A 25,616-nucleotide genomic window follows, 5' to 3' on the forward strand; every position below is an offset into this window, starting at 1 on the left:
TGCGAGTGCCCACACAGATTGTCTGATAATTTGTTAAAGAGCAGTGCAACATTCGCTGCCGTTTCCGGTCTTCTGCGTTGTTGCGAGGAGGTGCATTCTACATCTTCCTCATTCAGTGTCAAGCGTTTATTTTCAAGGCTTTTCACTTTTTTCTTCGTTCTCTCAGTCAGTTCGCTTAGCGCCCTGTGCCGTGACAACGAGGACGCATTATAGGGAGTTTTCTGAGGCTGGCAATAGTTTTTTTAAAAAAAATGTTCGTTTGTTGGTAAATTAAACGAAGTGCCTATTTTTTGTGGCTTTTTAGCCATTTTGGCAAGTCTGCAAGGCTATCGAGAACAAAATCTGCACACTGTTGTGCCTCTTCAGTTATCTCTTTTCCAGTGCGAACAAGAATTTTATGACCCACTCCCGCAGTTTTTGCTGCCAACATATCTTCTTTTTTATCGCCAACCATATAAGAAGAAGCCATATCGATGTTTAATTGTGCTTTTGCATCCATAAACATACCTGAGGCTGGTTTGCGACAATCACATTCTTTCTTATATTCTTCTACAGTGGCGTCAGGATGATGAGGACAATAATAGATACCATCTAAATCAACACCTCTATCTGCCAAAGACCAATCCATCCACTCTGTTAGGTGTAAAAATTGATCTTCACTATAGTAGCCACGCCCAATGCCCGATTGATTAGTCACTAGTACCAAGGCATATCCCATAGCTTTTAATTCAGCCATTGCCTCAATCACGCCATCGATAAATTCAAAGTTATCAATTTCAGACACATAACCATGGTCTATATTAATAGTTCCATCGCGATCTAAGAAAATCGCAGAAATCCCCTTGCTCACAGCATTACTCCATTTAGATATTTTTATTAGTATCGCATGTTTTTTCTTATATAGAGAATGATATCCACGGCTTTCTTTCTTTATTAGTCTTCAACTCTTTTTTATTGACTTAGCCGTCTAGACGCCTTAACATCTATTTTAACTCGGGCAGAATAGTCTTTATGTCCCATATCTACTTATATAAAGAAAAACATGATTAAACTGACGAATATAAACAAAGTATTTAAGCAGGGAGAGCGTTCTATACAAGCGCTATCAAATATTAACCTGCATGTGCCACAAGGGCAGATTTTTGGTGTTATCGGATCGTCAGGTGCGGGTAAAAGTACACTTATACGTTGTGTGAATATGTTAGAAAAACCCACTTCAGGTGAAGTGCTTGTTGATGGGCGTGATCTCACAAAGTTATCTGATAAAGAATTAACGAAAGCACGTCGTGGTATTGGCATGATTTTCCAACATTTCAACTTACTGTCTTCACGTACCGTATTTGATAATGTGGCACTGCCATTAGAACTTGATAACACACCTCGCGCTGAGATTAATAAACGTGTTAATGAATTACTTGAATTAGTTGGTTTATCAGATAAGAAAGAGTATTACCCAGCAAACTTATCTGGTGGACAAAAGCAACGTGTTGCAATAGCGCGTGCATTAGCAAATTCACCCAACGTTTTGTTGTGTGATGAAGCCACCAGCGCACTTGATCCAGCAACAACACGTTCTATTTTAGAATTGCTGAAAGACATTAACCGTCGTTTAGGCCTCACCATTTTATTAATCACTCATGAAATGGACGTTGTAAAACGCATTTGTGATCAAGTCGCAGTAATAAGTGGTGGTGAATTAGTTGAAAGTGATGCAGTGAGTGAAGTTTTCTCTCATCCAAAAACACCTGTTTCTCAGGCTTTTATCCAATCAACACTACAATTGGATATTCCTGAAGATTACAAAGAACGTATGAAACCAGAGTGGGAAGAAGGTTTGTTCCCATTATTGAAACTTGAATTTAACGGTCAATCCGTTGATGCACCATTAATGTCCATCGTTGCTCGTCGTTTTGACGCAGATATTAATATCTTAAGTTCACAAATGGACTATGCCGGTGGTGTGAAGTTTGGCGTGATGTTAGCTGAGCTACACGGTAAGAATGGTAATACTGAAAAGTCGATTGCGTTTTTAGAAGAGCATCATGTGAAAGTAGAGGTTCTCGGTTATGTCTGAAGGAATGGTTTATTTATTAATTAGTGGGATCTGGGAAACCTTAGTCATGACCTTCGTTTCAGGCTTCTTTGGTTTTGTCATCGGGCTACCACTTGGTGTTTTACTTTATGTCACTCGTCCTGAACAAATTATGGCAAATCCACCTGCCTATCGTGTTATCTCAGCACTTGTGAATATTTTTAGGGCTATCCCTTTTATTATCTTACTAGTATGGATGATCCCTTTTACTCGCTTGATTGTAGGAACATCTATTGGCTTGCAAGCAGCCATCGTGCCATTAACTGTTGCCGCAGCACCTTTTATTGCTCGTATGGTCGAAAATACGCTATTGGAAATCCCACAAGGATTAATTGAAGCATCTCGTTCTATGGGTGCAACACCAATGCAAATTATTAAGAAAATTTTATTACCAGAATCTTTACCAGGCTTGATTAATGCTGCAACCATTACACTAATTACATTAGTGGGTTACTCAGCGATGGGTGGTGCTGTTGGTGCAGGTGGTTTAGGTCAAATTGGCTATCAATATGGTTACGTTGGCTATAATGCAACTGTAATGAATATTGTGATTGTTCTACTCGTTATTCTTGTTTTTATCATTCAGTTTTTCGGCGATCGCTTAGTGAAGCTGACAACACATAAATAATTAGATTGAAGGTTTCAATTATTAAATCGAAACCTTTTAATTAACAGATCAAATAAGGGTAAATGTATGTCATTGAAATTTAAATCGCTCGCAGTCGTAAGTGCTTTAGTTGGCGCATTAGTATTAGCTGGTTGTGGTGAAAAAGAAAAAGATCCAAACCATATTCGTGTTGGTGTTATTTCTGGCTCTGAACAACAAGTTGCAGAAGTAGCAAAACAAGTTGCTAAAGATAAATATGGTCTTGATGTAGAACTCGTTACTTTCAATGACTTCGTAATGCCTAATGAATCATTAAGTCGTGGTGATATCGATCTTAATGCATTCCAACACAAGCCTTATTTGGATCAACAAATTAAAGATCGTAATTTCAAGATTACTGCAGTAGGAAATACGTTTATTTACCCTATCGCGGGTTACTCTAAAAAAATTACTGATTTAGCTGATTTACCTGATGGCGCTCAAGTGGCTATCCCTAACGATCCAACTAACTTAGGTCGTTCACTGCTGTTATTAGAAAAAGTGGGATTAATTAAATTAAAAGATGGTGTAGGCTTATTACCGACTTCTTTAGATATTATTGAAAATCCTAAAAATCTAAAATTAGTAGAATTAGAAGCACCTCAATTACCACGTTCATTAGATGATCAAAAAATCTATTTGGCGGTAATCAATACCACTTATGCAAGCCAAGTAAACTTAACACCAGCAAAAGACGGTATTTTTGTTGAAGACAAAGAATCTCCATATGTAAATATCATTGTTGCTCGCGAAGATAATAAAGACAGTGAGAATGTGAAGAAATTTATTCAAGCTTACCAAACTGATGAAGTTGATAGTGCTGCAAATAAAATCTTTAACGGCGGTGCTGTAAAAGGCTGGTAATACGTTAAAATTTAACTTAATTATAAAAAAGGCGGACATTTGTTCGCCTTTCTCTTTTTTACTTGGCTAATTTGCATTAAATTAGTGCCGTTTAATTTTTGTATAGACAATAATAAAGAGGATATAACCCATGCACATGCGCTTGCTACTTCTTGGCATCATGGCGCTGTTTATGACAGGCTGTTCAATGCAAAAATCATCTGATGTTGATCAGTCTAAATTTACGGATATGCGTTTAAATAAACCAGGACAACCACAAAAACCGAGGTCACAAACTTTACCTTCAGTGCGTATTGTTGAAAAAACAGAAGACCTTTTAGGTGCACCTTTTAAAGATCTCGGTATTGTCGCTGGCGAGTCTTGTCGTCAAACATTACAAGACCCACCAGCAAGCTTACCTATTGCTAAAAAAAGAATGGCAACAAAAGCGGCTTACAAAAATGCGAATGCCGTTTTATTGCATGAATGCCAAATTGTCACAGGCTTAGGTTGCTATCAATCCGCCATTTGTGAAGGCACAGCCCTACTCATTACAAAATGAACACCTACCAAATGAATCCTATAGGGTATATTTCAAGCCCTTATAAAGAAAAATTTGCCGTTCCACGCCAACCTGGATTAGTCCAGGATGGCGGCGGTCAACTTATTCTACATACCCCTTATAATCACCCCGATGCAGTCAGAGGTTTAGAACAATTTAGCCACCTTTGGTTACTGTTTATTTTTCACCAAACAGCACAACAAGGTTGGCATCCTTTGGTTCGCCCACCGAGATTGGGTGGAAACGCAAAGATTGGCGTTTTCGCCACCCGTTCAACCTTTCGTCCTAATCCAATTGGTATGTCGTTAGTTGAATTAAAAAAAGTAAATACCGAAAATCAGTCTGTTATTTTAGAATTAGGCAGTCTCGATTTAGTGGATGGCACTCCTATTCTTGATATCAAACCTTATTTACCGTTTGCAGAATCTCGTCCAAATGCGATTGCAGGGTTTGCACAAGAAGCCCCTAATAACGAAATGCCAGTTTTCTTTTCACAGATTGCATCCGAACAACTGCAACACTATGCAAGTGAATACCCTCATCTTTCACGCTTTATTACCCAAGTATTACAGCAAGATCCTCGTCCTGCTTATAAAAAGGGAGAACAAAGTGATAGAATTTATGCAGTACACTTACTCGAATTCAATGTTCGCTGGCAAGTCAATGGACAACAGACACTTGTTCTTAGTGTAGAACCGCGGTAACTTGCTATTATCTTCATTGATATTGCTATCATGAATAATCTAATCTGAGAGTCATTCTCATGTCTTTAGACAAATCAGATTGAAAAAAATGCTTTGCCCCTTTTGGCAGACCTAAGTCACTGGTAGACTAGAGCGTGTTGACCTTTGATGGTCGATTTTTATTCGAATTAAAAGCATTTTAGGCAAGGAGAGGGGCTCGCCGCCTAGTGAACTAAGCTAGCGCCTCTCAATGCAGAATAAAATGAGTGAAACGTCTTTTAATCGAACCCGTAGGGCTGTTTTTATTTTTAAGTGGTCATTGTTAATATCAATCAATGCCCAAACCCAAAATAGTTGAATATGTTGCTTGTTTTATAAATTTCTTTTGCTGTAAAAATAAGCAGCAAAGATCAACACGCTCTAGAGTCTTTCTCTAATTATATTGATATAGACTGGCGTGACAGTCAGCCTAAGTATTTTTGTTCTAATGGAACCTAATAATGCGTACTAGCCACTATTTGCTCTCTACTTTAAAAGAGACACCTGCTGATGCAGAAATTGTCAGCCATCAACTTATGCTTCGCGCAGGCATGATCCGTAAACTCGCTTCTGGTCTTTATGATTGGATGCCGACAGGGGTTCGTGTTCTAAGAAAAATTGAAAAAATTGTTCGTGAAGAGATGGACAACGCAGGATCTCTTGAGATTTCAATGCCCGTTGTTCAACCCGCTGACTTATGGCTAGAAAGTGGTCGTTGGGAACAGTATGGCCCTGAATTACTGCGTTTTTCAGATAGAGGTGAGCGCCCATTCGTTTTAGGCCCAACTCATGAAGAAGTTGTTACTGATATTGTTCGTAATGAAATTACCTCTTACAAACAACTTCCACTGAACTTATATCAAATTCAAACTAAATTCCGCGACGAAGTACGCCCTCGTTTTGGTGTTATGCGTTCTCGTGAATTTATCATGAAAGATGCTTACTCTTTCCATATCTCTCAAGAGTCTTTACAAGAGACTTACGACAGAATGTATGAAGCTTACAGCAAAATTTTCTCACGTATTGGTTTAGATTTCCGTCCAGTACTTGCAGATACAGGCTCTATCGGTGGCAATGCCTCTCATGAATTCCAAGTTTTAGCAGACAGCGGTGAAGATGACATCGTCTTCTCAACTGGCTCTGACTATGCAGCCAATATCGAATTAGCAGAAGCAGTAATGCCTGCAACTCCACGAGCTGCTGCAACTGAAGAATTACGTTTAGTGGATACACCAAACGCTAAAACAATTGCTGAATTAGTTGAACAATTCAATCTACCAATTGAAAAAACAGTTAAGACACTGATTGTTCATGGTACAAAAGAGAGTGGTCACCCATTAGTTGCATTATTAGTCCGTGGCGATCACGAACTTAATGAAGTTAAAGCAGAAAAATGCGCTATCGTTGCAGCACCTTTAACTTTCGCTACTGAAGCTGAGATTCGCCAAGCTGTAAATGCAGGTCCAGGTTCATTAGGCCCAGTTAATCTGCCACTACCTGTTATTATGGATCGTTCTGTTTCTGTGATGAGTGATTTCGGTGCAGGTGCAAACGTTGATGGTAAACACTATTTTGGTATCAACTGGGAGCGTGACCTACCTGTTGCTGAAATTGCAGACATCCGTAATGTTGTTGAAGGCGATCCAAGCCCTGACGGTAAAGGAACATTACTAATCAAACGTGGTATTGAAGTTGGTCATATCTTCCAACTTGGCACAAAATATTCAGAAGCATTAAAAGCAACCGTACAAAACGAAGAAGGTCATAACCAAATCGTTACTATGGGCTGCTATGGTATCGGTGTAACTCGTATTGTTGCTGCCGCTATTGAACAAAATCATGATGCTCGCGGTATTATTTGGCCAGATGCGATTGCACCATTCCAAGTTGCTATTTTACCAATGAATATGCATCGTTCTTATCGTGTTAAAGAAGTCGCTGACAAACTTTATGACGAATTACGTGCTCAAGGTATTGATGTTCTGTTTGATGATCGTAAAGAACGTCCGGGTGTAATGTTTGCTGATATGGAACTTATCGGTATTCCACACACGATCGTGATTGGTGATCGTAACCTCGATAACAATCAAATCGAATATAAAGCACGTCGTAGTGATGATAAATCACTAGTCAATGTTGATGATGTTGTTGCCTTTATCAAAGAGCAACTCGCTTAATCATTAAGCCTCTTGACGATAAGAGGCTTCATTGAGCAACAAAAAACCCGCAAAAGCGGGTTTTTTATTAGGAATAGAATAACTAAAACTTAGCTTCTGCTACCACGATGATTTCCACAAGAACCATGACGATTAAAACGAGGTTTTTCATCTGCAACAACTAAAGCTCGGTCATATTGACCGTCTTCCATTGAAGGACGAATACTGTAATAACCATTTACTTCGAGGTAAACAGGTGTTCCACCCTCAACACCCGTTGAGAAATAGCCTTTTTCCAATTCAATACCACTGGCTGCGTAAACACGCCCTGATTGGCAATCTTTAAACGTACCTGCATCAGCAAAATAAGTGAACTCGCCGGCAAGCTGTTTAGGTTGAACCTTAGCTAAAGTATAATTTAGTTCTGAATTAATAACATTGCCATCAATATCAAGCATGACTAATTTATCTTCACGAGGTAAATAATAGCTCTTCTCACCATAACTATTAGTCAATGTCAGCTTATCTTTACCTAATACCCATGTTCCTGATTCAAAGAAACTACGTTTATCATCAGGTGAACCTTGATAGCTTTGCTCCATAACATAAGAGCCATCTTGATTAACAAGAATTGTCGTGTCGATGCCAGAGCAATCGGCACAAGGCAGAATACTGTTGTAAGTTTGGTCTACAATTTTTCCATCAAGTGATAAGCCAATATTATTTTGGCAACCTGACAGTATAAATAACCCAGCAGCAACGGCTGCAAATAAAAATTTTTTCCCCATCATCGACTCCCTACATTCTGGGTACTTTTTAATAAATCATTCTCTATATGATTCTAACATTTTTTAAAATAAAAGGGGGCAATAAAACAAGCTTTAAGATAAATGCACCCATAATTGTTAATTATTTCTCAAATCACTTCGAATAAAGAACTATTTCAGAAAATTATTATAATAACTATTGTGCTCACATCGAATAACAGCATAATGATTTTATTCTGAATTATTCACTGGCGGCAACACCGCCACGAAAGAGTGGTGAGGGAATATGTCAACAAATACAGAATATCAACCAATTAACTGTGATGATTATGAGTATCTGGAGTTAGCATGCCAGCGTGGTTTAGCGCTCCATATTGAACTGCATGATGGTGAGCTTATTGAAGGTGTTGCGGATGACCTTTTCTTAAGCAAGAAAGTTGAATACCTAAAAGTCAAAACGTCTGAAGGCTCTAAAGATTTACGACTGGATGTTATTGCCAGCTTTTCTAATCCCGAACTTGGGACAATTGTTATAAAATCGGAATAACCGAATAAAGAACAACCGCCAACTGGCGGTTGTTCATTCATGAGCCTTTCGCCACTCAATAGTAATAGCGTGTTCTGATGTTGCTTTTCCCTCAAAAGTAACAAATGTGTCAATAGCTGCAATTAACGTATCATTATAATAAATCAAAGGGATCCGGGTTCTACGCCAAGGTGCAACTTCAAGCTCTTGCCAAATCTTTTTACTATGTCGAGCATGCTCTCGCCCTACAATACGTAAAGATGCTTGTGTTAAACCAAAACGCACAGTGACTTTTTCATCACTCGAAGGCTTTCTGACAGTGTTTTTTCCAGTTTCGGCTACGAGTGATAGAGCACCTAATCCATTAGGTAAACATAAAGGCTCATTGAGCGACCACTCAATAGCATGCTCAGCAGGCTCTTTAATGATTGGAACTAGATAAAGGCGCTGTTTATAACGTCTGACTTCATCTTGATAAAATTGTAATCTAGGTTCAGCATCCGCTTTGGCTAAAGCCACTTCTTGCCATAGTCGTAATATTTGTTGTCTTGAAGGCATGGTTTTATTGTGTTTAGCAAACCAGCGCCTCAGTAAAGCATTGCGCTTTATAACACTACAATGGGCAAGTTGATTAATATCTAAGCTGTGTTCACTGTCCATTAAACTATTAAGTTCAGAGTCTAATAATTCGTCTAGTAGTGCTTCTTGTTCACCACACAATGCAGCACTTCTAGTTACCGCTTGTGAAAAATGAGGCCAACGTTGAGCTAGTAAGGGCATAACACGCAATCGTAAAAAATTGCGATCATAACGATCATCTTGATTACTATCGTCTTCTATCCAAATTAATCGTTGCTCTGTCGCATAGGACTCGATTTGCTCACGAGTAATATTAAGTAATGGTCGAAGTAAATAACCATTCTCAAACACCATCTTGGCAGGCATTGAAGACAATCCAGCAGGGCCACTGCCTCGCTTTAAAGCCAGTAAAAAAGTTTCAGCTTGATCATCTTGGTGTTGAGCAGTCACTAATACTTGTTGTGGCTGTAAATATCGGCGAAAAGCTTGATAACGCGCCTCTCTTGCACCATTCTCAAGACCGCCTTCTTTAGGGTCTACATTCACTTTTTCACTGATAAAATCGACACGCCATTTCTGACAATATTGTTTACAGTGGGCAAGCCAATCATCTGCTTTGATATTTAATCCATGATGAATATAGATAGCTGTTAATTCTAAAGGTAACTGGAATTCATCACGCAAACGAACAAGCCCATGCAATAAAACTGTTGAATCTACCCCACCACTAAAACCCACCAAAATTTTAGTGTAAGGATCAATCTGTTGTTTGATTTCTTCAAGAAGTGAACAGTTTTCCAGTTCCATAGCATTATCATTTATCTGTGAATTCAGATGATTATGTTAAGCTTTTCTAGCTGATTTTGCACGAATACAAAGCATTCCTGCAATTAATACCATATCCAAGGATCTTGAATGGCTCATAGAAAGAGCCAAAGAAAGCAGAATATTGATTATTCTGCCTTTGAACAAAAGCTATTTATGCTGTAAAACCACCATCGACCAAATAAGAGGCTCCAGTGACAAACGAAGCTGCGTCACTAGCCAAAAATGCTACAACATTAGCCACTTCTTCTGGCGTACCAAGACGACCAATCGGGTGCAATGTCGCCAACTTTTGCTTATCTAGTTCACGCCCTTCTAATAAAGGTGTATCAATATAACCTGGACAAACCGCATTAATACGAATACCTTTGCTTGCATAATCAATAGCAAGTGTTTGTGTCAGTAATTTAACACCACCTTTTGATGCACAATAGGCAGGAAACTCGTGTTGACCAACAAAAGAGCAAATCGAGCTACAATTAACAATTGCACCTGATAGTTTGTTTTTCAGCCAATATTGAATAGTTGCACGATTAATCAGAAAGAGCCCATTAAGATTAACGTCTAATACTCCTTTCCATTTTTCATATTCTAATTTATCTGCGATGTTATCAGTTAAAATACCAGCATTAGCAAAGATGAAATCCAGTCGCCCATATTTATTTACTACATAATCAATAAGTTGTTCGTTCTCTTTTTCACTTTTCACATCCATTTGTATAAATTCACCCGAAAGCCCTTTTTCTTTTAGGTATTTTTCTGCTTTTTGTCCTCGGGTTAAATTACTGCCAGTGATAACAACAGATGCGCCTAAAGATAGAAACTTTTCCGCAGAAGCTAATCCAATCCCGCTATTACCACCTGTAATTATCCCAACCTTACCATTAAACGATATCATCGCTTTTTCCTCACAAAAGAAGTAAATGACCCTATAAAATAATAGATAGGGTTGATTATTCTTTTAGTAAAAAAGTGAATTAATATTGTTTTTGAGATCAACTTAACACATTGATATATAATGCATTATAGTGAATATAACCTCATTTTATTATCTCAATGAGGATAGTTTTTAGAGACAAAAAAACCTCATGTTATCAAACATGAGGTTTTCTTTTACTTTTTGAATAACGTGGTGCTATTAGCAGTAACCGTATTCCATTAAACGTTGGTAGCGACGGTTTGTTAGCTCTTCTGATTCAAATGCATCTAACTCGTCTAAATCAGCTTTGATTTGTGCTTTTAAAGACGCTGCAATTTCATCATAGTGACGATGTGCGCCACCTAAAGGCTCAGGAATAACTGTATCAATCAGCTTAAGCTCTTTTAAACGATTTGCAGTGATACCCATCGCTTCTGCGGCTAATGGTGCTTTATCAGCACTTTTCCAAAGGATAGATGCACAACCTTCTGGTGAAATAACAGAATAGGTGCTGTATTGCAGCATATTCACTTTATCACCAACACCAATGGCCAGTGCACCACCAGAACCACCTTCGCCAATAACAGTACAGATGATTGGCACGCCAAAGCGTGACATTTCACGTAAGTTACGTGCAATCGCTTCTGATTGACCGCGCTCTTCAGCACCAACACCAGGATAAGCACCTGGAGTATCAATAAAAGTGATAATAGGAAGATTAAAACGTTGCGCCATTTCCATTAAACGAAGCGCTTTGCGATAGCCTTCTGGCGCTGGCATACCAAAGTTACGGCGGATTTTCTCTTTCGTTTCACGCCCTTTTTGGTGCCCAATAACCATCACTGGACGACCATCTAAACGAGCGATACCACCAACAATGGCTTTATCATCAGCATAAGCACGGTCGCCTGCTAATTCTTGGAAGTCAGTAAAGATACGATGAATATAATCCAGTGTGTAAGGTCTTAATGGATGACGTGCAAGTTGTGCTACTTGCCATGCACCAAGATCAGAAAAAATCTTACGCGTTAGCTCTAGGCTTTTTTCTCTTAAGCGTGAAACTTCTTCATCGATATTAATATCAATTTTTTCATCATGTTGGCTAACTGCGGTTAGCGAATCAATTTTCGCTTCTAACTCGGCAATTGGCTGTTCAAAATCCAGAAAATTAAGACTCATAACATTCCTATTTTAGTCAAATTCTAATTCTACCTGCTCATTACCCAGCAGAGTTCGCAGATCCGTTAAAAGCATATCTGTTGGCGTTACACGCCAAGTCGCGCCAAATCGTAAACGTGCGCAGGCATCATGCTTTTCAAAATAAAGATGAACCGGTATCGTGCCTGAACGATGAGGTTCTAAAACGCCGCGAAGACGATTTAATAATTGCTCATTAATTTGCCTGTCTGATAATGAGATAGCAAGTCCTCGTGCATATTTTTCACGGGCTTCGTTGATATCCATAAGTTCGCGGACTGTCATTTTAAGCCCACCATTGAAATCATCAAAGCTGACCTGCCCAGTAGCAATTAAAATCTTGTCTTGTTCTAATAAATGTTGGTATTTATCCAATGCATCAGAAAATAACATAATTTCTAAGCGACCTGAACGATCATCTAAGGTACAAACGCCGATCCGATTTCCACGTTTCGTTGTAAATACTTTAGAAGCAAGTACTAAGCCTGCTACCTTCACCATTTGACCACGAGGTGTTGGTACTAAATCTTTTAGACGCGTTCCTGCCGCATATCGTTCAATTTCTTTTAAATAACGTGTGATCGGATGACCTGTTAAATATAAACCTAACGTCTCTCGCTCACCTTCTAAAACGACTTGGTCTGGCCATTTAGGTATATTGGCATAAGAACGCTCAACTTGTTCAGGCGCTTCAGCTAACACACCAAACATATCCGATTGGCCTATTGCTTCAGCCTTGGCATGTTGGTCTGCGGCTTTTAATGCATCTTCTAATGAAGACATTAAAGCAGCACGATGAGGTCCCAGCTTATCGAATGCGCCTGACATTATCAGTTTTTCCATCACTCGGCGATTCAATTTTTTGGTTTCTGTTCTAGCACAGAGATCAAAAATATCTTTAAAGTGACCGCCTTGCTGACGCGCCTCTACAATCGCTTCAATTGGCCCTTCACCCACACCTTTAATGGCACCAATACCATAAACGATTTCGCCTTCATCATTTACGTGGAAATGATAAAGACCACTATTAATATCAGGAGGAAGAACCTTTAAGCCCATTCTCCAACATTCATCAACCAATCCCACCACTTTTTCAGTGTTATCCATATCAGCCGTCATTACAGCAGCCATAAATTCAGCTGGATAGTGGGCTTTTAGCCACAATGTTTGATAAGAAACTAATGCATACGCTGCTGAGTGTGATTTGTTAAATCCATAACCGGCGAATTTCTCCACCAAGTCAAAGATCCTCATGGCAAGCTCACCATCGACACCGTTTTTAATAGCACCCTCTTCAAAAACAGAGCGTTGCTTTGCCATTTCTTCAGGTTTTTTCTTACCCATTGCGCGTCGTAACATATCCGCGCCACCTAGCGTATATCCCGCAAGAACCTGTGCAATTTGCATAACTTGTTCTTGGTATAGGATAACACCATAGGTTGGTTCTAGAACGGGCTGTAAGCTTTCATGTTGCCACTTAACATCAGGATATGAGATCTCTTCAACACCGTGTTTACGGTCAATAAAGTTATCTACCATGCCTGATTGCAATGGCCCCGGACGAAATAGGGCAACAAGTGCAATCATATCTTCAAAACAGTCAGGACGTAGGCGTTTGATGAGATCTTTCATACCACGAGATTCCAACTGGAATACCGCGGTCGTTTCTGAACGCTGCAACATGTCAAAACTGCGCTGATCCGTTAATGGGATCGCCGAAATATCAACAGGTTCGAGAGATTTTTTAGCTCGTCGGGCATTAATCATCTCTAATGCCCAGTTAATGATGGTTAGTGTTCTTAAACCTAAGAAGTCGAATTTAACAAGACCCGCGTATTCAACGTCGTTCTTATCAAATTGTGTAACGGGGTTATTTCCCTCAGCATCACAATAAAGTGGCGCAAAATCGGTGATTTTCGTTGGTGAAATAACGACACCACCCGCGTGTTTACCTGCATTACGCGTCACACCTTCTAATTTACGAGCCATATCAATAAGAGATTTAACCTCTTCGTCGGCTTCATAAATTTCTGGTAATTGAGGCTCGGCTGCAAACGCTTTTTCCAGCGTCATACCTGGATCAGGAGGAACGAGTTTTGAAATTCTATCAACAAAACCGTAAGGGTGTCCTAAAACACGGCCAACATCGCGAATAACGGCTTTCGCCGCCATCGTACCAAATGTAATGATCTGAGATACCGCATCTCGACCATACATTTCAGCAACGTGGTCGATAACTCTATCGCGTTTTTCCATACAGAAATCGACGTCAAAGTCTGGCATCGATACACGTTCTGGGTTAAGAAAACGTTCGAAAAGTAAGTCGAATTCAAGAGGATCAAGGTCAGTGATTTTGAGTGAGTAAGCGACTAATGAACCAGCACCAGAACCACGCCCTGGTCCTACAGGAACACCGTTATCTTTAGACCACTGAATAAATTCCATCACGATCAGGAAGTAACCAGGGAATCCCATTTGGTTAATCACTTGCAGCTCAATATCAAGACGCTCATCATATTCAGGGCGTCTTTTTTGTCGCTCTTCAGGATCGGGAAATAAAAAGGCTAAGCGTTCTTCTAAACCTTCTTTCGATTTTTTGACGAGGAAATCTTCTGTGCTCATATCCCCTGTTGGGAATTGTGGAAGAAAGTATTCCCCTAAGCGGATCGTGACATTACAGCGTTTAGCGATTTCAACACTGTTTTCTAATGCTTCAGGTATATCAGCAAATAATTCACACATTTCTTCTTCTGTGCGCATATATTGCTGAGGACTATAATTCTTAGGACGTTTGGGATCAGATAACGTAAAACCGTCATGAATTGCGACACGAATTTCATGTGCGTCAAAATCATCACTGTCGAGAAAACAGACATCATTGGTTGCAACGACGGGCAGACCTTTTTCAGAAGCCAGTGCTACTGCTTCATGAAGATAAGTTTCCTCATCAGTACGGCCTGTACGAATAAGCTCTAGATAATAACTATCGGGAAAATGAGTTTGATAATATTCAAGGCACTGATCAACTAAAGCGCGATTTCCGCGAAGTAGGAACTTACCCACATCCCCCATTCTACCGCCAGAAAGCAACAAGAGCCCTTCTTTGTAGGTTGTTAACCACTCTTGTTTAATCGTCGGTCCAACAGCACCATAACCGTGTTTGTAAGCTTCTGAAATCAATAAAGTGAGGTTTTGGTAGCCTACATTATTACGGGCAAGAATAGTAAGATGAGCATATTCATCACCTAATAATTCTGTTTCAAGGTAAACATCAGCACCAATGATAGGTTTAATGCCAGCACCATGTGCAGCACCATAAAATTTCACTAACCCACATAAGTTAGTGAAATCAGTAATCGCAAAAGCAGGCATTCCCAGCGAAGCCACTTTCTTCACAAGAGGCCCTGTTTTTGCCAATCCATCGATCATTGAATAATCGCTGTGTACCCTAAGATGGATAAAACGAGGATCTGCCATAGTGTTTAATTACTCTGTGGATTACTTTAAATTTAAAGCACGTTTTACAGGCGCAAAACTTTTTCGATGATAGGGTGTTGCCCCTAATAAGGCTAGTTTTTCCATATGGAAAACAGTTGGATACCCTTTATGTTTAGCAAAACCATAATCAGGGTAAAGCTTATCTAACTCTTCCATTTCTCTATCACGAGTCACTTTAGCAAGAATAGAAGCTGCACTAATTTCTTGAACTAAACTATCACCTTTTATAACCGCTTGAGAGGCCATTGGTAATTTAGGGCAACGATTACCATCAATTAAGACCATATCAGGTGTTATTGATAATCCCGCAACAGCACGTTCCATTGCTTTCATGGTTGCCCAAAGAATATTTAATTCATCAATTTCTTCTGGCTCTGCACGGCCTATCGCCCAGCATAATGCTTTTTCTTTTATTTCGTCATAAAGAGCATTACGCTTTTTTTCTGTTAGCTTTTTGGAGTCTGTTAATCCTTCAATTGGATTTGCTGGATCAAGAATAACAGCAGCGGTAACTACTGCACCGACTAATGGGCCTCGACCAACCTCATCAACTCCAGCAATAAGATTTGCTTTTGGATATACAAATTCCATTATTTTTCTACCAATTCTAATACTGCATTTGCTGCTTGCTCATCCGCATTACAACGAATGTCACTATGTAGCTGTAAAAATATCTCTTTTAATTGACGTACTTTTTCTTCATCGGTTAAAAGAGGTAAAAGTTGTTGTGCTAACGCTGAGGGTTCGCACTCTTCTTGCAATAATTCTTTGATAATTTCTCGGCCAGCTAACAAATTAGGTAACGAGACATAAGGCGTTTTAACTAACCTTTTTGCTAACCAGAAAGTAAATGGTTTCATGCGATAGCCAACAACCATCGGGCATTTCGTTAACATGCATTCTAATGCAGCTGTGCCTGATGCTAACAATGTTGCATCGCTCGCTGTCATTGCTTCTCTTGCTTGCCCATCAAGAAGTTGTATTTCAAGTTCTGGTGCCACATTTTGATGTATCTGTTCAAATTGGGCTCGTCGCTTAGCATTAACTAATGGCACAACAATATGAAGAGAGGGGATTTGCTGTTTTAGTAACTGTGCTGTTTTTATAAAATCAGCACTTAGCATTTCAACTTCAGCATGACGACTACCAGGAAGCAGTGCTAGACAAGGGATTTCTTCAGATATCCCTAGATGTTCACGAGCAGCCTTTTTATCTGGATTTAAGGCTATGGCATCAGCCATTGTATGACCAATAAAACGACAAGGAACCTGATACTTATCATAAAACGCTTTTTCAAAAGGCAGAAAAGCTAAGACGAGATCTGTCGCTTTACCAATTTTGAAAACACGTTTTTGACGCCAAGCCCACACAGATGGACTGACATAGTGAATAGTTTTGATCCCTTTTTGCTTTAAACGACCTTCAAGAGTGATATTAAAATCAGGTGCGTCAATCCCCACGAAAACATCTGGTTTTAATTCTGAGAATCGTTGAGTGAGATCTTTTCTGATCTTTAATAAGCGAGGTAATCGTTCGAGAACTTCAACGATCCCCATGACGGCAAGCTCTTCCATCTCATACCAAGCTTCACAACCTTCAGCTTGCATAAGAGGTCCAGCAACGCCGACAAAGCGAACATTGGGATGCATTTGTTTTAGAGCGCGGATTAATCCCGCGCCCAAGATATCACCGGACGTTTCACCAGCAACTAAGCCGATAACTAACGGACACTGAGTAGTAGATAATTGGCCTGACAAGGTCATATCCTAATTAGCGAATGATACCGCGGTTAGATTTTGCTGAGTTCTCCAGAAAATCACTGAACAGTTTGACATGCGGATTATTATTATCAGCAACCAATTGTCCAATTTCTTCACGCGCTTCTTCCAGTGTTTTACCATTACGGTAAAGTACTTTGTAAGCATTACGAATTGCATGAAGATCTTCTTTAGCAAAACCTCTGCGCTTTAATCCTTCAATATTCAGCCCATAAGGCGTCGCGTGGTTTCCTTGTGCAATAACAAAAGGAGGAACGTCTTGTGCCACGCCTGAACATCCACCGACCATCACATGAGAGCCAATTTGGCAAAACTGATGAACGGCGCTCATACCACCGATAATCACAAAATCACCTAAAGTGACGTGACCACCCAGTGTGCCGTTATTTGCAATAATACAACGATCACCAATGATACAATCATGTGCGACGTGGGTATTAATCATCAGTAGATTATCGTTACCAATTTTTGTGATATTGCCACCTTGGGTTGTTCCACGGTGGATAGTCACACTTTCACGAATAAGGTTTCGATCACCAATAATGACTTGCGTTGGTTCACCACGATATTTCAGATCCTGATTAACTTCACCGATAGAAGTGAATTGATAAATCTGATTATCTCGGCCAATGCGTGTGTGCCCATTGATAACAACATGAGATTTGATGTCAGTACCTTCACCAATCTCAACGTTAGCACCAATGACACAAAAAGGGCCAATGCGAACATTAGCACCGATTACCGCACCCTCTTCAATAATTGAGGAAGGGTGAATTACTGCGGATTTATCTATCATAGGCTAGACCTCACGGCGGCGAGCACACATCATTTCAGCTTCGCAAGCAATTTCCCCATCAACTTTAGCGACGCCTTTAAAGCGAGCAACACCACGACGTTCTTTAATGAATTCTACCTCTAGGATCATTTGATCCCCAGGTAAGACAGGACGTTTAAAGCGAGCACCGTCAATAGCAGCAAAATAGTAGAGTTCACCAGGTTCCAGCTTTCCTACGCTTTTGAATGCTAAAATACCCGTTGCCTGTGCCATGGCTTCGAGGATCAGTACGCCCGGAAAAATTGGTTTTCCTGGAAAGTGACCTTGAAAGAAAGGCTCATTAAAAGATACATTTTTTACTGCTCTTAGAAATTTCTTTTCTTCAAAATCAAGGACACGATCAACCAATAAGAATGGGTAACGGTGTGGAAGTAAATCTAAAATTTCTTCGATTTGCAGAGTATGATTCTCACTCATTGCAATACTCTTCCTGTCTAATAAAACTGAGTCTAATTAATAATGACACGACCTGCTGTGACTCAAAAAGTGAGTTAACCCGCAGGTCGCAAAATGGGTAACATTCGTCAATGACGTATATTGTTACTTGTCGCTACTTTCTACTTGACGTTCAAGCGACTTGAGCCTTTTTTGCATTTCATCAATTCGCAACACAAGAGCTGCGGTTTTACGCCATGCTTTATTCGATTGCAGCGGAATTCCTGAAGAATAAACACCCGGCTCAGTGATAGGACGCATTACCATTCCCATACCTGTTACCGTGACTTTATCACAGATTTCCATGTGACCATTGATAACACTTGCTCCACCAATCATACAATAGCGGCCTATTTTTAGGCTACCCGCCATGATGACACCACCAGCAACTGCGGTATTATCACCAATAATAACGTTATGTGCGATTTGGCACTGGTTATCAATGATAACACCATTACCGATAACTGTGTTATCTAATGCGCCTCGGTCGATTGTAGTACATGCACCGATTTCAACGCGATCACCAATCACTACTGAACCTAATTGTGGAATTTTGATCCAATTACCACGTTCATTAGCATAACCAAAACCATCTGAACCAATCACAGTACCTGACTGAACCAAACAATCTTTACCAATGATAACTTCATGATAAATAGATACATTTGCCCATAAACGGCTATTATCGCCAATATGTGCTTTTTTACCCACAAAACAACCGGCACCAATCACAACATTATCACCAAGGATAACATCAGATTCGATAACGGCATTTGCACCCACTGATACATTTTTTCCTAACTTAGCGTCAGGAGAAATAACAGCACTTGGATGGATATCTTGTGCTGGCTGCGGTGTTGTATCCATTATCTGTGCCATTTGAGCATAGGCAAGATACGGGTTTTTCACCACAAGTGCGGCAACGGGACAAAACGGAAGATCAGCTTCTGTTAATACAACAGCAGCAGCCTGACATTCACTTAATTTTTCACGATAGCGACTATCGGAAAGAAATGTAATTTGTTCGCTATTTGCTAGGCTCATTGAAGCAAGACCGGCGATAGTGATATCACCATCGCCGTGTAACTGTGCATTCAACTGCTGAGCAAGATCAGCTAATCGAATTGAAAACATCTATTATTTAACCTGTTTTTGAACCTGAGCAGTAATATCTTTACCATCTGCGAAATAAGGTACAGTGTTAGCATCAAGGATCACATCATAGCCTTCTTTCTTCGCTACTGCATCAACAGCGTCTAATACACGTTTCATGATTTTGTTACGTTCTTCAGCTTGACGACGGCTAAAGTCTTGCTCAAAAGCTTGTGCTTTTTGTGCATATGCTTCACGTTTAGCAACCAGATCTTTCTCTGTATTTGCACGTTGTGTTGCATTCATAGTTGGCGCGTCTTTTTGATATTTCTCAACAGCTGTCTGTAATGCTTTACCTAAGTTCTGCAATTCAGTGTCACGTGATTTGAATTCATTTTCCAATTGTTTCTCTACCGCATCACGGTTAGGAATTTGTTGGAGAACTTGACCGATGTTCACAACACCTACTTTATCTGCGGCTTGAACACCTGCTGACATGGTCAATGCCATTCCTAGGGCAGCGGCACATAACAATTTTTTCACGATTAAACTCCTTAAAACCAAAAATAATTTTTTGTCAGAAATCGGATGCCTTTTTCAGCATTGTGAATCAGGCATCAACTTTACTTACATCGCTACCACGTTCTACCAATATTAAACTGGAATTGCTCTGATTTATCGCCTTCGTAATCTTTTATTGGCTTAGCATAAGAGAATACTAACGGACCTAAAGGAGATAACCATTGTAACGCAACACCGGTTGAAACACGTATATCACTTGCACGGCTATAATCAGGCATACCTGCTGTCCAAGCTGAGTTAGTGCTACTCCACTTAGTATCCCACACCGTACCTGCATCAACAAACAGAGAGGTTCTGACTGAAGATGAGTATTTATCATCTACAAATGGCGTTGGAGTGATCAGCTCAAAACTTGCCACAGCCATTGCGTTACCACCGATAGCATCGCTAGATGGCTCACCTGGTTTTGGCTTACCATTTGCATCAAGGTAAACCGCTTTAGGCCCGATATTATTTGAACGGAAACCACGAACTGTACCCGAACCACCTGCATAGAAGTTTTCATAGAATGGTAATTCTTTACCACCTAAACCATCACCGTAGCCTAAACGACCTTTAAGTAAGGTTACCCAAGACTCTTTCTCATTAATTGGGTAATAGTACATACCGTCCCAAGTGACTTTATAGTACTTGTTGTCAGAGCCTGGTACAGTCACACGTCCACTTAAGTTACTTCTCGCACCTGATGTTGGGAAGAAACCTTTGTTTAAGTTATTAAATGTCCACCCCATACTGACAGTATAGTCATCAGCATTAAACGATTCACGTTTATCAAAGCCTGGATTTTCACCCATACTTTCTAGGTAACGCCACATTGCAACCTGCGGTTCCATACGTGACAGACCATTATGAGTATAGCCTAAGCCAAGACGTGCTGAGTTATATTCATTAATTGGGAAGCCTAATGTACCATCTACACCATAAGATTTATTGGTATAACCAGATAAATCAGCATCATTAGCGCGGAAGTCATTATAGAAAACTCGACCGCCTAAACTCACACCATTAACGGTAAAGTATGGGTCAGTCACAGATAATTCTGCGTAAGTTGAGTAATCATTTTTACTCGCGTTAATAGCAACTGCGTTACCTGTACCTAACCAGTTATCTTGAGTAACACCTACTTGGAAGCTCACGCCACTTTCAGTACCGAAACCGACACCAAAGTTAAGAGAGCCTGTGTTACGCTCTTTGACACGATAAACGATATCAACCTGATCAGGAGAACCTGGAATACGCTGAGTTTCTGTTTCAACCGTTTCGAAATAACCTAAACGATTTAAACGCTCTTTACCTTGTTCAACTAAATCGCTACCTAACCATGCACCTTCCATTTGACGCATTTCACGACGTAAAACAGAGTCTTTAGTGATGTCATTACCAGCGAAACGGACTTGACGAACATAGAAACGGTTTCCTGCATCTACGTTTACATGCAGTTTCACGGTTTTATTTTCATCATTAATTTCAGGGTTTGTCATAACGCGAGGATAAGCATATCCATAACGACCTAACAGATTTTTAATATCATTTTCTGTTTTAGTGACTTGCGCGCCATTATAAAGAGAACCAGGTGCAATTTCGATAAGCTCTTCAATTTGTTTAGTGTAGCCCGCCGTATTACCATTGACTTCAGTATTTTCTACTGTGTATTTATCACCTTCTTTCAGGTTAATGGTAATGTAAATTCCCTTTTTGTCTGGCGTTAAACTGACATTCGTCGATTCAATATCAAAACGTGCATAACCACGATCAAGATAGAAGCTTCTTAATGTTTCTAAGTCACCAGCCAGTTTTTGCTTCTGATATTTTTCATCAGCCGCTAAGTTCCACCAAGGAACATCATCACGTAATTGGAAACGGTTAACGAGCTCAGCAGTAGAAAATGCTTTATTACCAACAATGTTGATTTGCTGAATAGTTGCTGAAACACCCTCTGCAAACACGAGTTTTAAGTCAACACGATTACGAGGAAGAGGTGTAACAACCACTTTTACAGTTGCATTATATTTACCAACACTATAATAGAAATCTTCAAGCCCTTTCTCGATATTCGCTAGCATTGTGCGGTCAAGTGTTTCACCGATACGAATGTTAGAAGCATCAAGATTCTGTTTTAGCATCTCTTCCTTGATTGCTTTGTTACCAGAGAAAGTAATGCTGGCAATAGTTGGACGCTCTTTTACTTGAACAATCAGTGTATTTCCGTCACGCAGGACACGAACATCATCAAAGTTCCCTGTCGCAAATAATGAACGGATAGTTCGGCTGATATCATCATTACCGACCGAGTCTCCAACTCGGACAGGCATGTTCAGTAATGCTGCACCAACGGCGACGCGTTGAAGACCTTCAAATTGAATGTCCTGAACTACGAATCCGTCTGAACCGTATGCAGTGGCGCTGCCCAGCAGCAGCGACGCTATAAGCAACTTTTTCATCGCCATCGTTGTTTTGTGTTTTCCTAACCGGTCCCTGCTTACCAATTATAAGCGAGAGAAATCATTGAAAAGTGCAAGTCCCATTAAAAGCATCAGTGCCATAATACCAATACGATAACAGAAATCTTGTACACGCTCAGATACCGGCCCTCCCTTTATCTTCTCGATAACCAGGAAAAGCAGGTGCCCGCCATCTAGGACAGGCAGGGGAAACAAGTTAATGATCCCCAAATTGACACTGATAAGCGCCATAAACATCAAATAATAAACAAAACCAGAATCAGCAGACATTCCTGCGCCTTTCGCGATAGAAACAGGTCCACTAAGGTTAGTTAATTTGACGTCACCAACCACTAACTTGCCAATCATTTTGACAGTTAAACCCATCAACTGCCATGTTTTATCAGATGCTTCATAGAGCGCTGAAAATGGGTTGTATTGCTGCATTATCAAATATTGCTCATCAGGAGGTAATATTTGCAATTGCGCACCAACTTGCCCTACTTCAGTACCATCTTTCAGTGCAACAGCTGTCGGTGTAATATTCAACATCAACGACGAGCCGTTACGTTCAACAAGAAGCTCCAAGACTTTATTTGGACTTTGTCGAACAAAATAAGTAAATGGATGCCATGTATCAATTGGCTGACCGTCAACTTTAACGATACGATCCCCTGCCTGTAAACCCGCTTTTTCAGCAGCGGAGCCTTCCGTAACTTCAATAATCTTTGAGTCTAACCTTGCGCCAACAGGCATTATCCCTAGGGACAAGATAGGATCTTGTTTTTCAGGATCAAAATTCCATTGTTGTAAATTCAGTATATTCTCACTCTCAGAAAGAGAATTTAGATCTGAAACAACGAATGAAACCTCTTTGGCACCAATTTGACTAACTAACGCTAAACGAACTGCATTCTGATCAGGCGTTTCGATACCTGCAACGGATTTTAGTTCCATTCCAGGCGTTAATTTTGCTCGTTCTGCGATAGAATTCGGACGAATGTCTGCAATTATAGGTTTTAATGCAGGAACACCTATCATAAAAACTATCCAATAGGCGACAATCGCTAACAAAAAGTTGGCAATAGGTCCTGCGGCAACAACCGCAGCACGCTGACCAACTGTTTTATTATTAAATGCAAGATGACGGCGCTCAGGTGCAACCTCAGCGACTCTTTCATCTAACATTTTTACATAGCCACCCAAAGGTATCCATGCGATAACAAATTCAGTGCCATGTTTATCTATTTTGCGCCAAATTGCTTTTCCAAAACCAATAGAAAAACGCTCGACATAAATACCACAGCGCCTAGCTACCCAAAAATGTCCAAACTCATGTACCGTAATTAAAATACCTAAAACGATAATAAATGCGGCAAGATTCCACAGGATACCCATTACTTACCTTTATAGTTTAAAGCCAGAAGAAATCAGAAAGACCAATCCTGCAAAGACTGGGATAGCCGCAGTCAAACTATCAATTCTATCAAGCACACCACCATGTCCCGGTATCAATTGGCTACTGTCTTTAATGCCTGCAACACGTTTAAACATGCTTTCTGCTAGATCACCAAATACCGATACTATGACGACAACGCCAGATATTAATAACAAGTTATTGGGTACTTCAGTCACAGGTGCAAAATAAGTAAATAACCACGATGCAACACCTGCCGTAATCAACCCACCAACTAACCCTTCGAGGGTTTTACCTGGGGATACTTTAGGCGCCATTTTATGTTTTCCAATTAAACGTCCGAAAGCATAAGCTCCAGAGTCAGCAGCCCAAACTAATAACATGACATACAGTAACCACCATGCGCCTGTATAAGTGTCAGTGTTATAACCCAGCATACGCAGCGCCATCATGCCACAATAAAAGGGAACAATCGTCAATATACCGAACAATAGCTTAATAAAAACTGAATTTTTCCACATATTGGCTGAATTAGGATAACTTACAACTAATAAAATTGCTGCTACCCACCAAATTAAACCCGCCCACAAACCATTTTTTATCATTGGAGTGTCTAGTAGGTGGTCAAAATTAGGTAAAGAAAACTGCATAACGAGTAACAATGCAGCAAAACCGATCCCTGTTGCAATACGTTTGCCTTGAGAATGCCAGCCAATAAATTGTGCCCATTCCCAACCCGCTAAGCCTGATATTGCGATAATCACTAATCCAAAACCTGCTGGAGGAAGTAGAAATAGTGCAGCAATAACAATAGGGATTAAAATTAATGCGGTGATGACACGATACTTAAGCAAGTTATCCTCCCAGATTTATAGTATCTGTTTCTGATGTAGTACCACCGAAACGTCTTTCCCGTTTAGCAAAAGCATCTAATGCATTCTGAAAAACTTGTTCATCAAAATCAGGCCATAAAACCTGTGTAAAATAAAGCTCAGCATAAGCAATCTGCCAAATAAGAAAATTACTTATACGATGCTCACCACCTGTACGAATAACAAGATCGACTTCAGGCTGATTATGCAAGCAAAGATGTGAAGATATTGCATTTTCATTAATATCTTCGAGACTAATTTCCCCTTTTGCGAGGGATGTCGCTAATTGTTTTACGCTTTGAGTAATATCCCACCGACCGCCATAATTAGCCGCAATATTTAAATTAAGCCCTGTATTATTCGCAGTGAGTGCCTCAGAACTTTTAATTCGGTCCTGTAAACGACGGCTAAAACGGCTAATATCACCAATAACCGTTAATTTAACATTATGTTTATGCAGGCTCTTCACTTCGTTATCTAAAGCGAAAACGAATAACTCCATGAGAGAACTCACTTCCTGCTCTGGTCTATTCCAGTTTTCGCTACTAAATGCATATAACGTTAGCGATTCAATTTTGTGTTTTACGGAAAAGCTAACTGCATCCCGAACTGCTTTAATTCCCGCGCGATGCCCCGTTACTCGGAGCTTCCCTTGCTTTTTTGCCCAGCGTCCATTGCCATCCATAATGATAGCAACATGCTTTGGTTTTGATGCGGATGAATCATCACTGGATAAGTTCACTCAATTTAACCCTTTGCTAATCTGATACTGATACAGACAGTCCTCTTCGGATAACCTATGCACAAAAAAAAACCGTGTCACCCACGGCCT

The 25,616-nt window shown here is 40.0% G+C and carries 24 protein-coding genes; 7 read left to right on the forward strand and 17 right to left on the reverse strand.

The annotated features are described in order from the left end of the window. Both ABN212_RS02590 and gmhB read right to left on the reverse strand, forming a co-directional pair. The coding region (locus ABN212_RS02590) for a hypothetical protein (protein ID WP_349442829.1) at window positions 1-197 on the reverse strand (197 nt) is incomplete at its 3' end. An 86-nt stretch (window positions 198-283) separates the two neighbouring features. Then, complete coding sequence (gene gmhB / locus ABN212_RS02595; protein WP_109373134.1) at window positions 284-850, reverse strand: D-glycero-beta-D-manno-heptose 1,7-bisphosphate 7-phosphatase; 567 nt, start codon at window positions 848-850, stop codon at window positions 284-286. 192 nt (window positions 851-1,042) lie between these two features. On the opposite strand from gmhB, the gene metN reads away from it, so the two are divergent. The 6 genes from metN to proS all read left to right on the forward strand — a co-directional run bounded on the left by metN (window position 1,043) and on the right by proS (window position 7,042). Continuing rightward, window positions 1,043-2,074 (forward strand): methionine ABC transporter ATP-binding protein MetN, encoded by a 1,032-nt coding sequence (gene metN / locus ABN212_RS02600; RefSeq protein WP_099074391.1) that lies wholly within the window; start codon window positions 1,043-1,045, stop codon window positions 2,072-2,074. Continuing rightward, a complete protein-coding gene (locus tag ABN212_RS02605) occupies window positions 2,067-2,720 on the forward strand; it encodes a methionine ABC transporter permease MetI (RefSeq protein WP_109373133.1) in 654 nt (217 codons plus the stop codon). The genes metN and ABN212_RS02605 overlap by 8 nt, the downstream gene beginning before the upstream one ends. Before the next feature lie 66 nt (window positions 2,721-2,786). Continuing rightward, window positions 2,787-3,602: a MetQ/NlpA family lipoprotein gene (locus ABN212_RS02610; RefSeq protein ID WP_109373132.1), complete on the forward strand. Its 816-nt coding sequence runs from the start codon at window positions 2,787-2,789 to the stop codon at window positions 3,600-3,602. A gap of 130 nt (window positions 3,603-3,732) precedes the next feature. Then, window positions 3,733-4,143 (forward strand): Rcs stress response system protein RcsF, encoded by a 411-nt coding sequence (gene rcsF, locus ABN212_RS02615; protein ID WP_109373131.1) that lies wholly within the window; start codon window positions 3,733-3,735, stop codon window positions 4,141-4,143. Beyond that, window positions 4,140-4,847, forward strand: coding sequence for a tRNA (N6-threonylcarbamoyladenosine(37)-N6)-methyltransferase TrmO (tsaA, locus tag ABN212_RS02620; protein WP_349442830.1), 708 nt, complete (start codon window positions 4,140-4,142; stop codon window positions 4,845-4,847). Before rcsF ends, tsaA begins: the two co-directional genes overlap by 4 nt. Window positions 4,848-5,326: 479 nt before the next feature. Next, on the forward strand, window positions 5,327-7,042 hold the full coding sequence (gene proS / locus ABN212_RS02625) for a proline--tRNA ligase (RefSeq protein WP_198620929.1): 1,716 nt from the start codon (window positions 5,327-5,329) through the stop codon (window positions 7,040-7,042). An 89-nt stretch (window positions 7,043-7,131) separates the two neighbouring features. Here proS and nlpE read toward each other — a convergent pair whose 3' ends face one another. Further along, a complete protein-coding gene (gene nlpE / locus ABN212_RS02630) occupies window positions 7,132-7,812 on the reverse strand; it encodes an envelope stress response activation lipoprotein NlpE (protein WP_160230640.1) in 681 nt (226 codons plus the stop codon). Window positions 7,813-8,074: 262 nt separating this feature from the next. Here nlpE and rof point away from each other — a divergent pair, with 262 nt between their 5' ends. Then, window positions 8,075-8,335: a Rho-binding antiterminator gene (rof, locus tag ABN212_RS02635; RefSeq protein WP_109373127.1), complete on the forward strand. Its 261-nt coding sequence runs from the start codon at window positions 8,075-8,077 to the stop codon at window positions 8,333-8,335. Between the two features lie 33 nt (window positions 8,336-8,368). Here rof and tilS read toward each other — a convergent pair whose 3' ends face one another. From tilS to uppS, 14 genes are all read right to left on the reverse strand, one after another. Further along, entirely contained in the window at window positions 8,369-9,700 is a 1,332-nt protein-coding gene (gene tilS / locus ABN212_RS02640; protein WP_349442832.1) for a tRNA lysidine(34) synthetase TilS, read from the reverse strand. A 172-nt stretch (window positions 9,701-9,872) separates the two neighbouring features. Continuing rightward, entirely contained in the window at window positions 9,873-10,616 is a 744-nt protein-coding gene (locus ABN212_RS02645; RefSeq protein ID WP_349442834.1) for an SDR family NAD(P)-dependent oxidoreductase, read from the reverse strand. A gap of 240 nt (window positions 10,617-10,856) precedes the next feature. Next, complete coding sequence (gene accA, locus ABN212_RS02650) at window positions 10,857-11,816, reverse strand: acetyl-CoA carboxylase carboxyl transferase subunit alpha (RefSeq protein ID WP_109373124.1); 960 nt, start codon at window positions 11,814-11,816, stop codon at window positions 10,857-10,859. Window positions 11,817-11,828: 12 nt separating this feature from the next. Further along, the gene (dnaE, locus tag ABN212_RS02655) at window positions 11,829-15,311 is read right to left on the reverse strand and encodes a DNA polymerase III subunit alpha (RefSeq protein WP_198620932.1); all 3,483 of its coding nucleotides are present in this window, start codon (window positions 15,309-15,311) and stop codon (window positions 11,829-11,831) included. Between the two features lie 21 nt (window positions 15,312-15,332). Next, complete coding sequence (rnhB, locus tag ABN212_RS02660; RefSeq protein WP_006535883.1) at window positions 15,333-15,923, reverse strand: ribonuclease HII; 591 nt, start codon at window positions 15,921-15,923, stop codon at window positions 15,333-15,335. Next, window positions 15,923-17,095 (reverse strand): lipid-A-disaccharide synthase, encoded by a 1,173-nt coding sequence (lpxB, locus tag ABN212_RS02665; RefSeq protein ID WP_349442835.1) that lies wholly within the window; start codon window positions 17,093-17,095, stop codon window positions 15,923-15,925. The genes rnhB and lpxB overlap by 1 nt, the downstream gene beginning before the upstream one ends. 7 nt (window positions 17,096-17,102) lie before the next feature. Continuing rightward, window positions 17,103-17,906, reverse strand: a complete 804-nt coding sequence (gene lpxA / locus ABN212_RS02670; RefSeq protein ID WP_088494703.1) for an acyl-ACP--UDP-N-acetylglucosamine O-acyltransferase — start codon at window positions 17,904-17,906, stop codon at window positions 17,103-17,105. A gap of 3 nt (window positions 17,907-17,909) precedes the next feature. Continuing rightward, the gene (gene fabZ / locus ABN212_RS02675; protein WP_006535887.1) at window positions 17,910-18,362 is read right to left on the reverse strand and encodes a 3-hydroxyacyl-ACP dehydratase FabZ; all 453 of its coding nucleotides are present in this window, start codon (window positions 18,360-18,362) and stop codon (window positions 17,910-17,912) included. Between the two features lie 123 nt (window positions 18,363-18,485). Continuing rightward, window positions 18,486-19,514 (reverse strand): UDP-3-O-(3-hydroxymyristoyl)glucosamine N-acyltransferase, encoded by a 1,029-nt coding sequence (gene lpxD / locus ABN212_RS02680; RefSeq protein WP_109373121.1) that lies wholly within the window; start codon window positions 19,512-19,514, stop codon window positions 18,486-18,488. 3 nt (window positions 19,515-19,517) lie between these two features. Continuing rightward, window positions 19,518-20,015 (reverse strand): OmpH family outer membrane protein, encoded by a 498-nt coding sequence (locus ABN212_RS02685; RefSeq protein WP_036934019.1) that lies wholly within the window; start codon window positions 20,013-20,015, stop codon window positions 19,518-19,520. A 92-nt stretch (window positions 20,016-20,107) separates the two neighbouring features. Further along, window positions 20,108-22,501 carry an outer membrane protein assembly factor BamA gene (bamA, locus tag ABN212_RS02690; protein WP_109373120.1) on the reverse strand — a complete coding sequence of 798 codons (2,394 nt, stop codon included), beginning with the start codon at window positions 22,499-22,501 and terminating at the stop codon, window positions 20,108-20,110. Window positions 22,502-22,540: 39 nt separating this feature from the next. Then, the gene (gene rseP, locus ABN212_RS02695; RefSeq protein WP_349442836.1) at window positions 22,541-23,893 is read right to left on the reverse strand and encodes a sigma E protease regulator RseP; all 1,353 of its coding nucleotides are present in this window, start codon (window positions 23,891-23,893) and stop codon (window positions 22,541-22,543) included. Window positions 23,894-23,902: 9 nt separating this feature from the next. Next, the gene (cdsA, locus tag ABN212_RS02700; RefSeq protein ID WP_198620934.1) at window positions 23,903-24,766 is read right to left on the reverse strand and encodes a phosphatidate cytidylyltransferase; all 864 of its coding nucleotides are present in this window, start codon (window positions 24,764-24,766) and stop codon (window positions 23,903-23,905) included. Window position 24,767: 1 nt separating this feature from the next. Further along, window positions 24,768-25,469 (reverse strand): polyprenyl diphosphate synthase, encoded by a 702-nt coding sequence (gene uppS / locus ABN212_RS02705; RefSeq protein WP_232797595.1) that lies wholly within the window; start codon window positions 25,467-25,469, stop codon window positions 24,768-24,770. Window positions 25,470-25,616: the final 147 nt, after the last annotated feature.

The organism is Proteus genomosp. 6 (genome assembly GCF_040139785.1).
Classification (GTDB): domain Bacteria; phylum Pseudomonadota; class Gammaproteobacteria; order Enterobacterales; family Enterobacteriaceae; genus Proteus.

What these genes read in the sequence shown, in the direction of transcription:
- metN (WP_099074391.1), top strand. Translation starts at nt 1,043, where the DNA reads ATGATTAAACTGACGAATATAAACAAAGTATTTAAGCAGGGAGAGCGT.
- ABN212_RS02605 (WP_109373133.1), top strand. Translation starts at nt 2,067, where the DNA reads ATGTCTGAAGGAATGGTTTATTTATTAATTAGTGGGATCTGGGAAACC.
- ABN212_RS02610 (WP_109373132.1), top strand. Translation starts at nt 2,787, where the DNA reads ATGTCATTGAAATTTAAATCGCTCGCAGTCGTAAGTGCTTTAGTTGGC.
- rcsF (WP_109373131.1), top strand. Translation starts at nt 3,733, where the DNA reads ATGCACATGCGCTTGCTACTTCTTGGCATCATGGCGCTGTTTATGACA.
- tsaA (WP_349442830.1), top strand. Translation starts at nt 4,140, where the DNA reads ATGAACACCTACCAAATGAATCCTATAGGGTATATTTCAAGCCCTTAT.
- proS (WP_198620929.1), top strand. Translation starts at nt 5,327, where the DNA reads ATGCGTACTAGCCACTATTTGCTCTCTACTTTAAAAGAGACACCTGCT.
- nlpE (WP_160230640.1), bottom strand. Translation starts at nt 7,812, where the DNA reads ATGATGGGGAAAAAATTTTTATTTGCAGCCGTTGCTGCTGGGTTATTT.
- rof (WP_109373127.1), top strand. Translation starts at nt 8,075, where the DNA reads ATGTCAACAAATACAGAATATCAACCAATTAACTGTGATGATTATGAG.
- tilS (WP_349442832.1), bottom strand. Translation starts at nt 9,700, where the DNA reads ATGGAACTGGAAAACTGTTCACTTCTTGAAGAAATCAAACAACAGATT.
- ABN212_RS02645 (WP_349442834.1), bottom strand. Translation starts at nt 10,616, where the DNA reads ATGATATCGTTTAATGGTAAGGTTGGGATAATTACAGGTGGTAATAGC.
- accA (WP_109373124.1), bottom strand. Translation starts at nt 11,816, where the DNA reads ATGAGTCTTAATTTTCTGGATTTTGAACAGCCAATTGCCGAGTTAGAA.
- dnaE (WP_198620932.1), bottom strand. Translation starts at nt 15,311, where the DNA reads ATGGCAGATCCTCGTTTTATCCATCTTAGGGTACACAGCGATTATTCA.
- rnhB (WP_006535883.1), bottom strand. Translation starts at nt 15,923, where the DNA reads ATGGAATTTGTATATCCAAAAGCAAATCTTATTGCTGGAGTTGATGAG.
- lpxB (WP_349442835.1), bottom strand. Translation starts at nt 17,095, where the DNA reads ATGACCTTGTCAGGCCAATTATCTACTACTCAGTGTCCGTTAGTTATC.
- lpxA (WP_088494703.1), bottom strand. Translation starts at nt 17,906, where the DNA reads ATGATAGATAAATCCGCAGTAATTCACCCTTCCTCAATTATTGAAGAG.
- fabZ (WP_006535887.1), bottom strand. Translation starts at nt 18,362, where the DNA reads ATGAGTGAGAATCATACTCTGCAAATCGAAGAAATTTTAGATTTACTT.
- lpxD (WP_109373121.1), bottom strand. Translation starts at nt 19,514, where the DNA reads ATGTTTTCAATTCGATTAGCTGATCTTGCTCAGCAGTTGAATGCACAG.
- bamA (WP_109373120.1), bottom strand. Translation starts at nt 22,501, where the DNA reads ATGGCGATGAAAAAGTTGCTTATAGCGTCGCTGCTGCTGGGCAGCGCC.
- rseP (WP_349442836.1), bottom strand. Translation starts at nt 23,893, where the DNA reads ATGGGTATCCTGTGGAATCTTGCCGCATTTATTATCGTTTTAGGTATT.
- uppS (WP_232797595.1), bottom strand. Translation starts at nt 25,469, where the DNA reads ATGGATGGCAATGGACGCTGGGCAAAAAAGCAAGGGAAGCTCCGAGTA.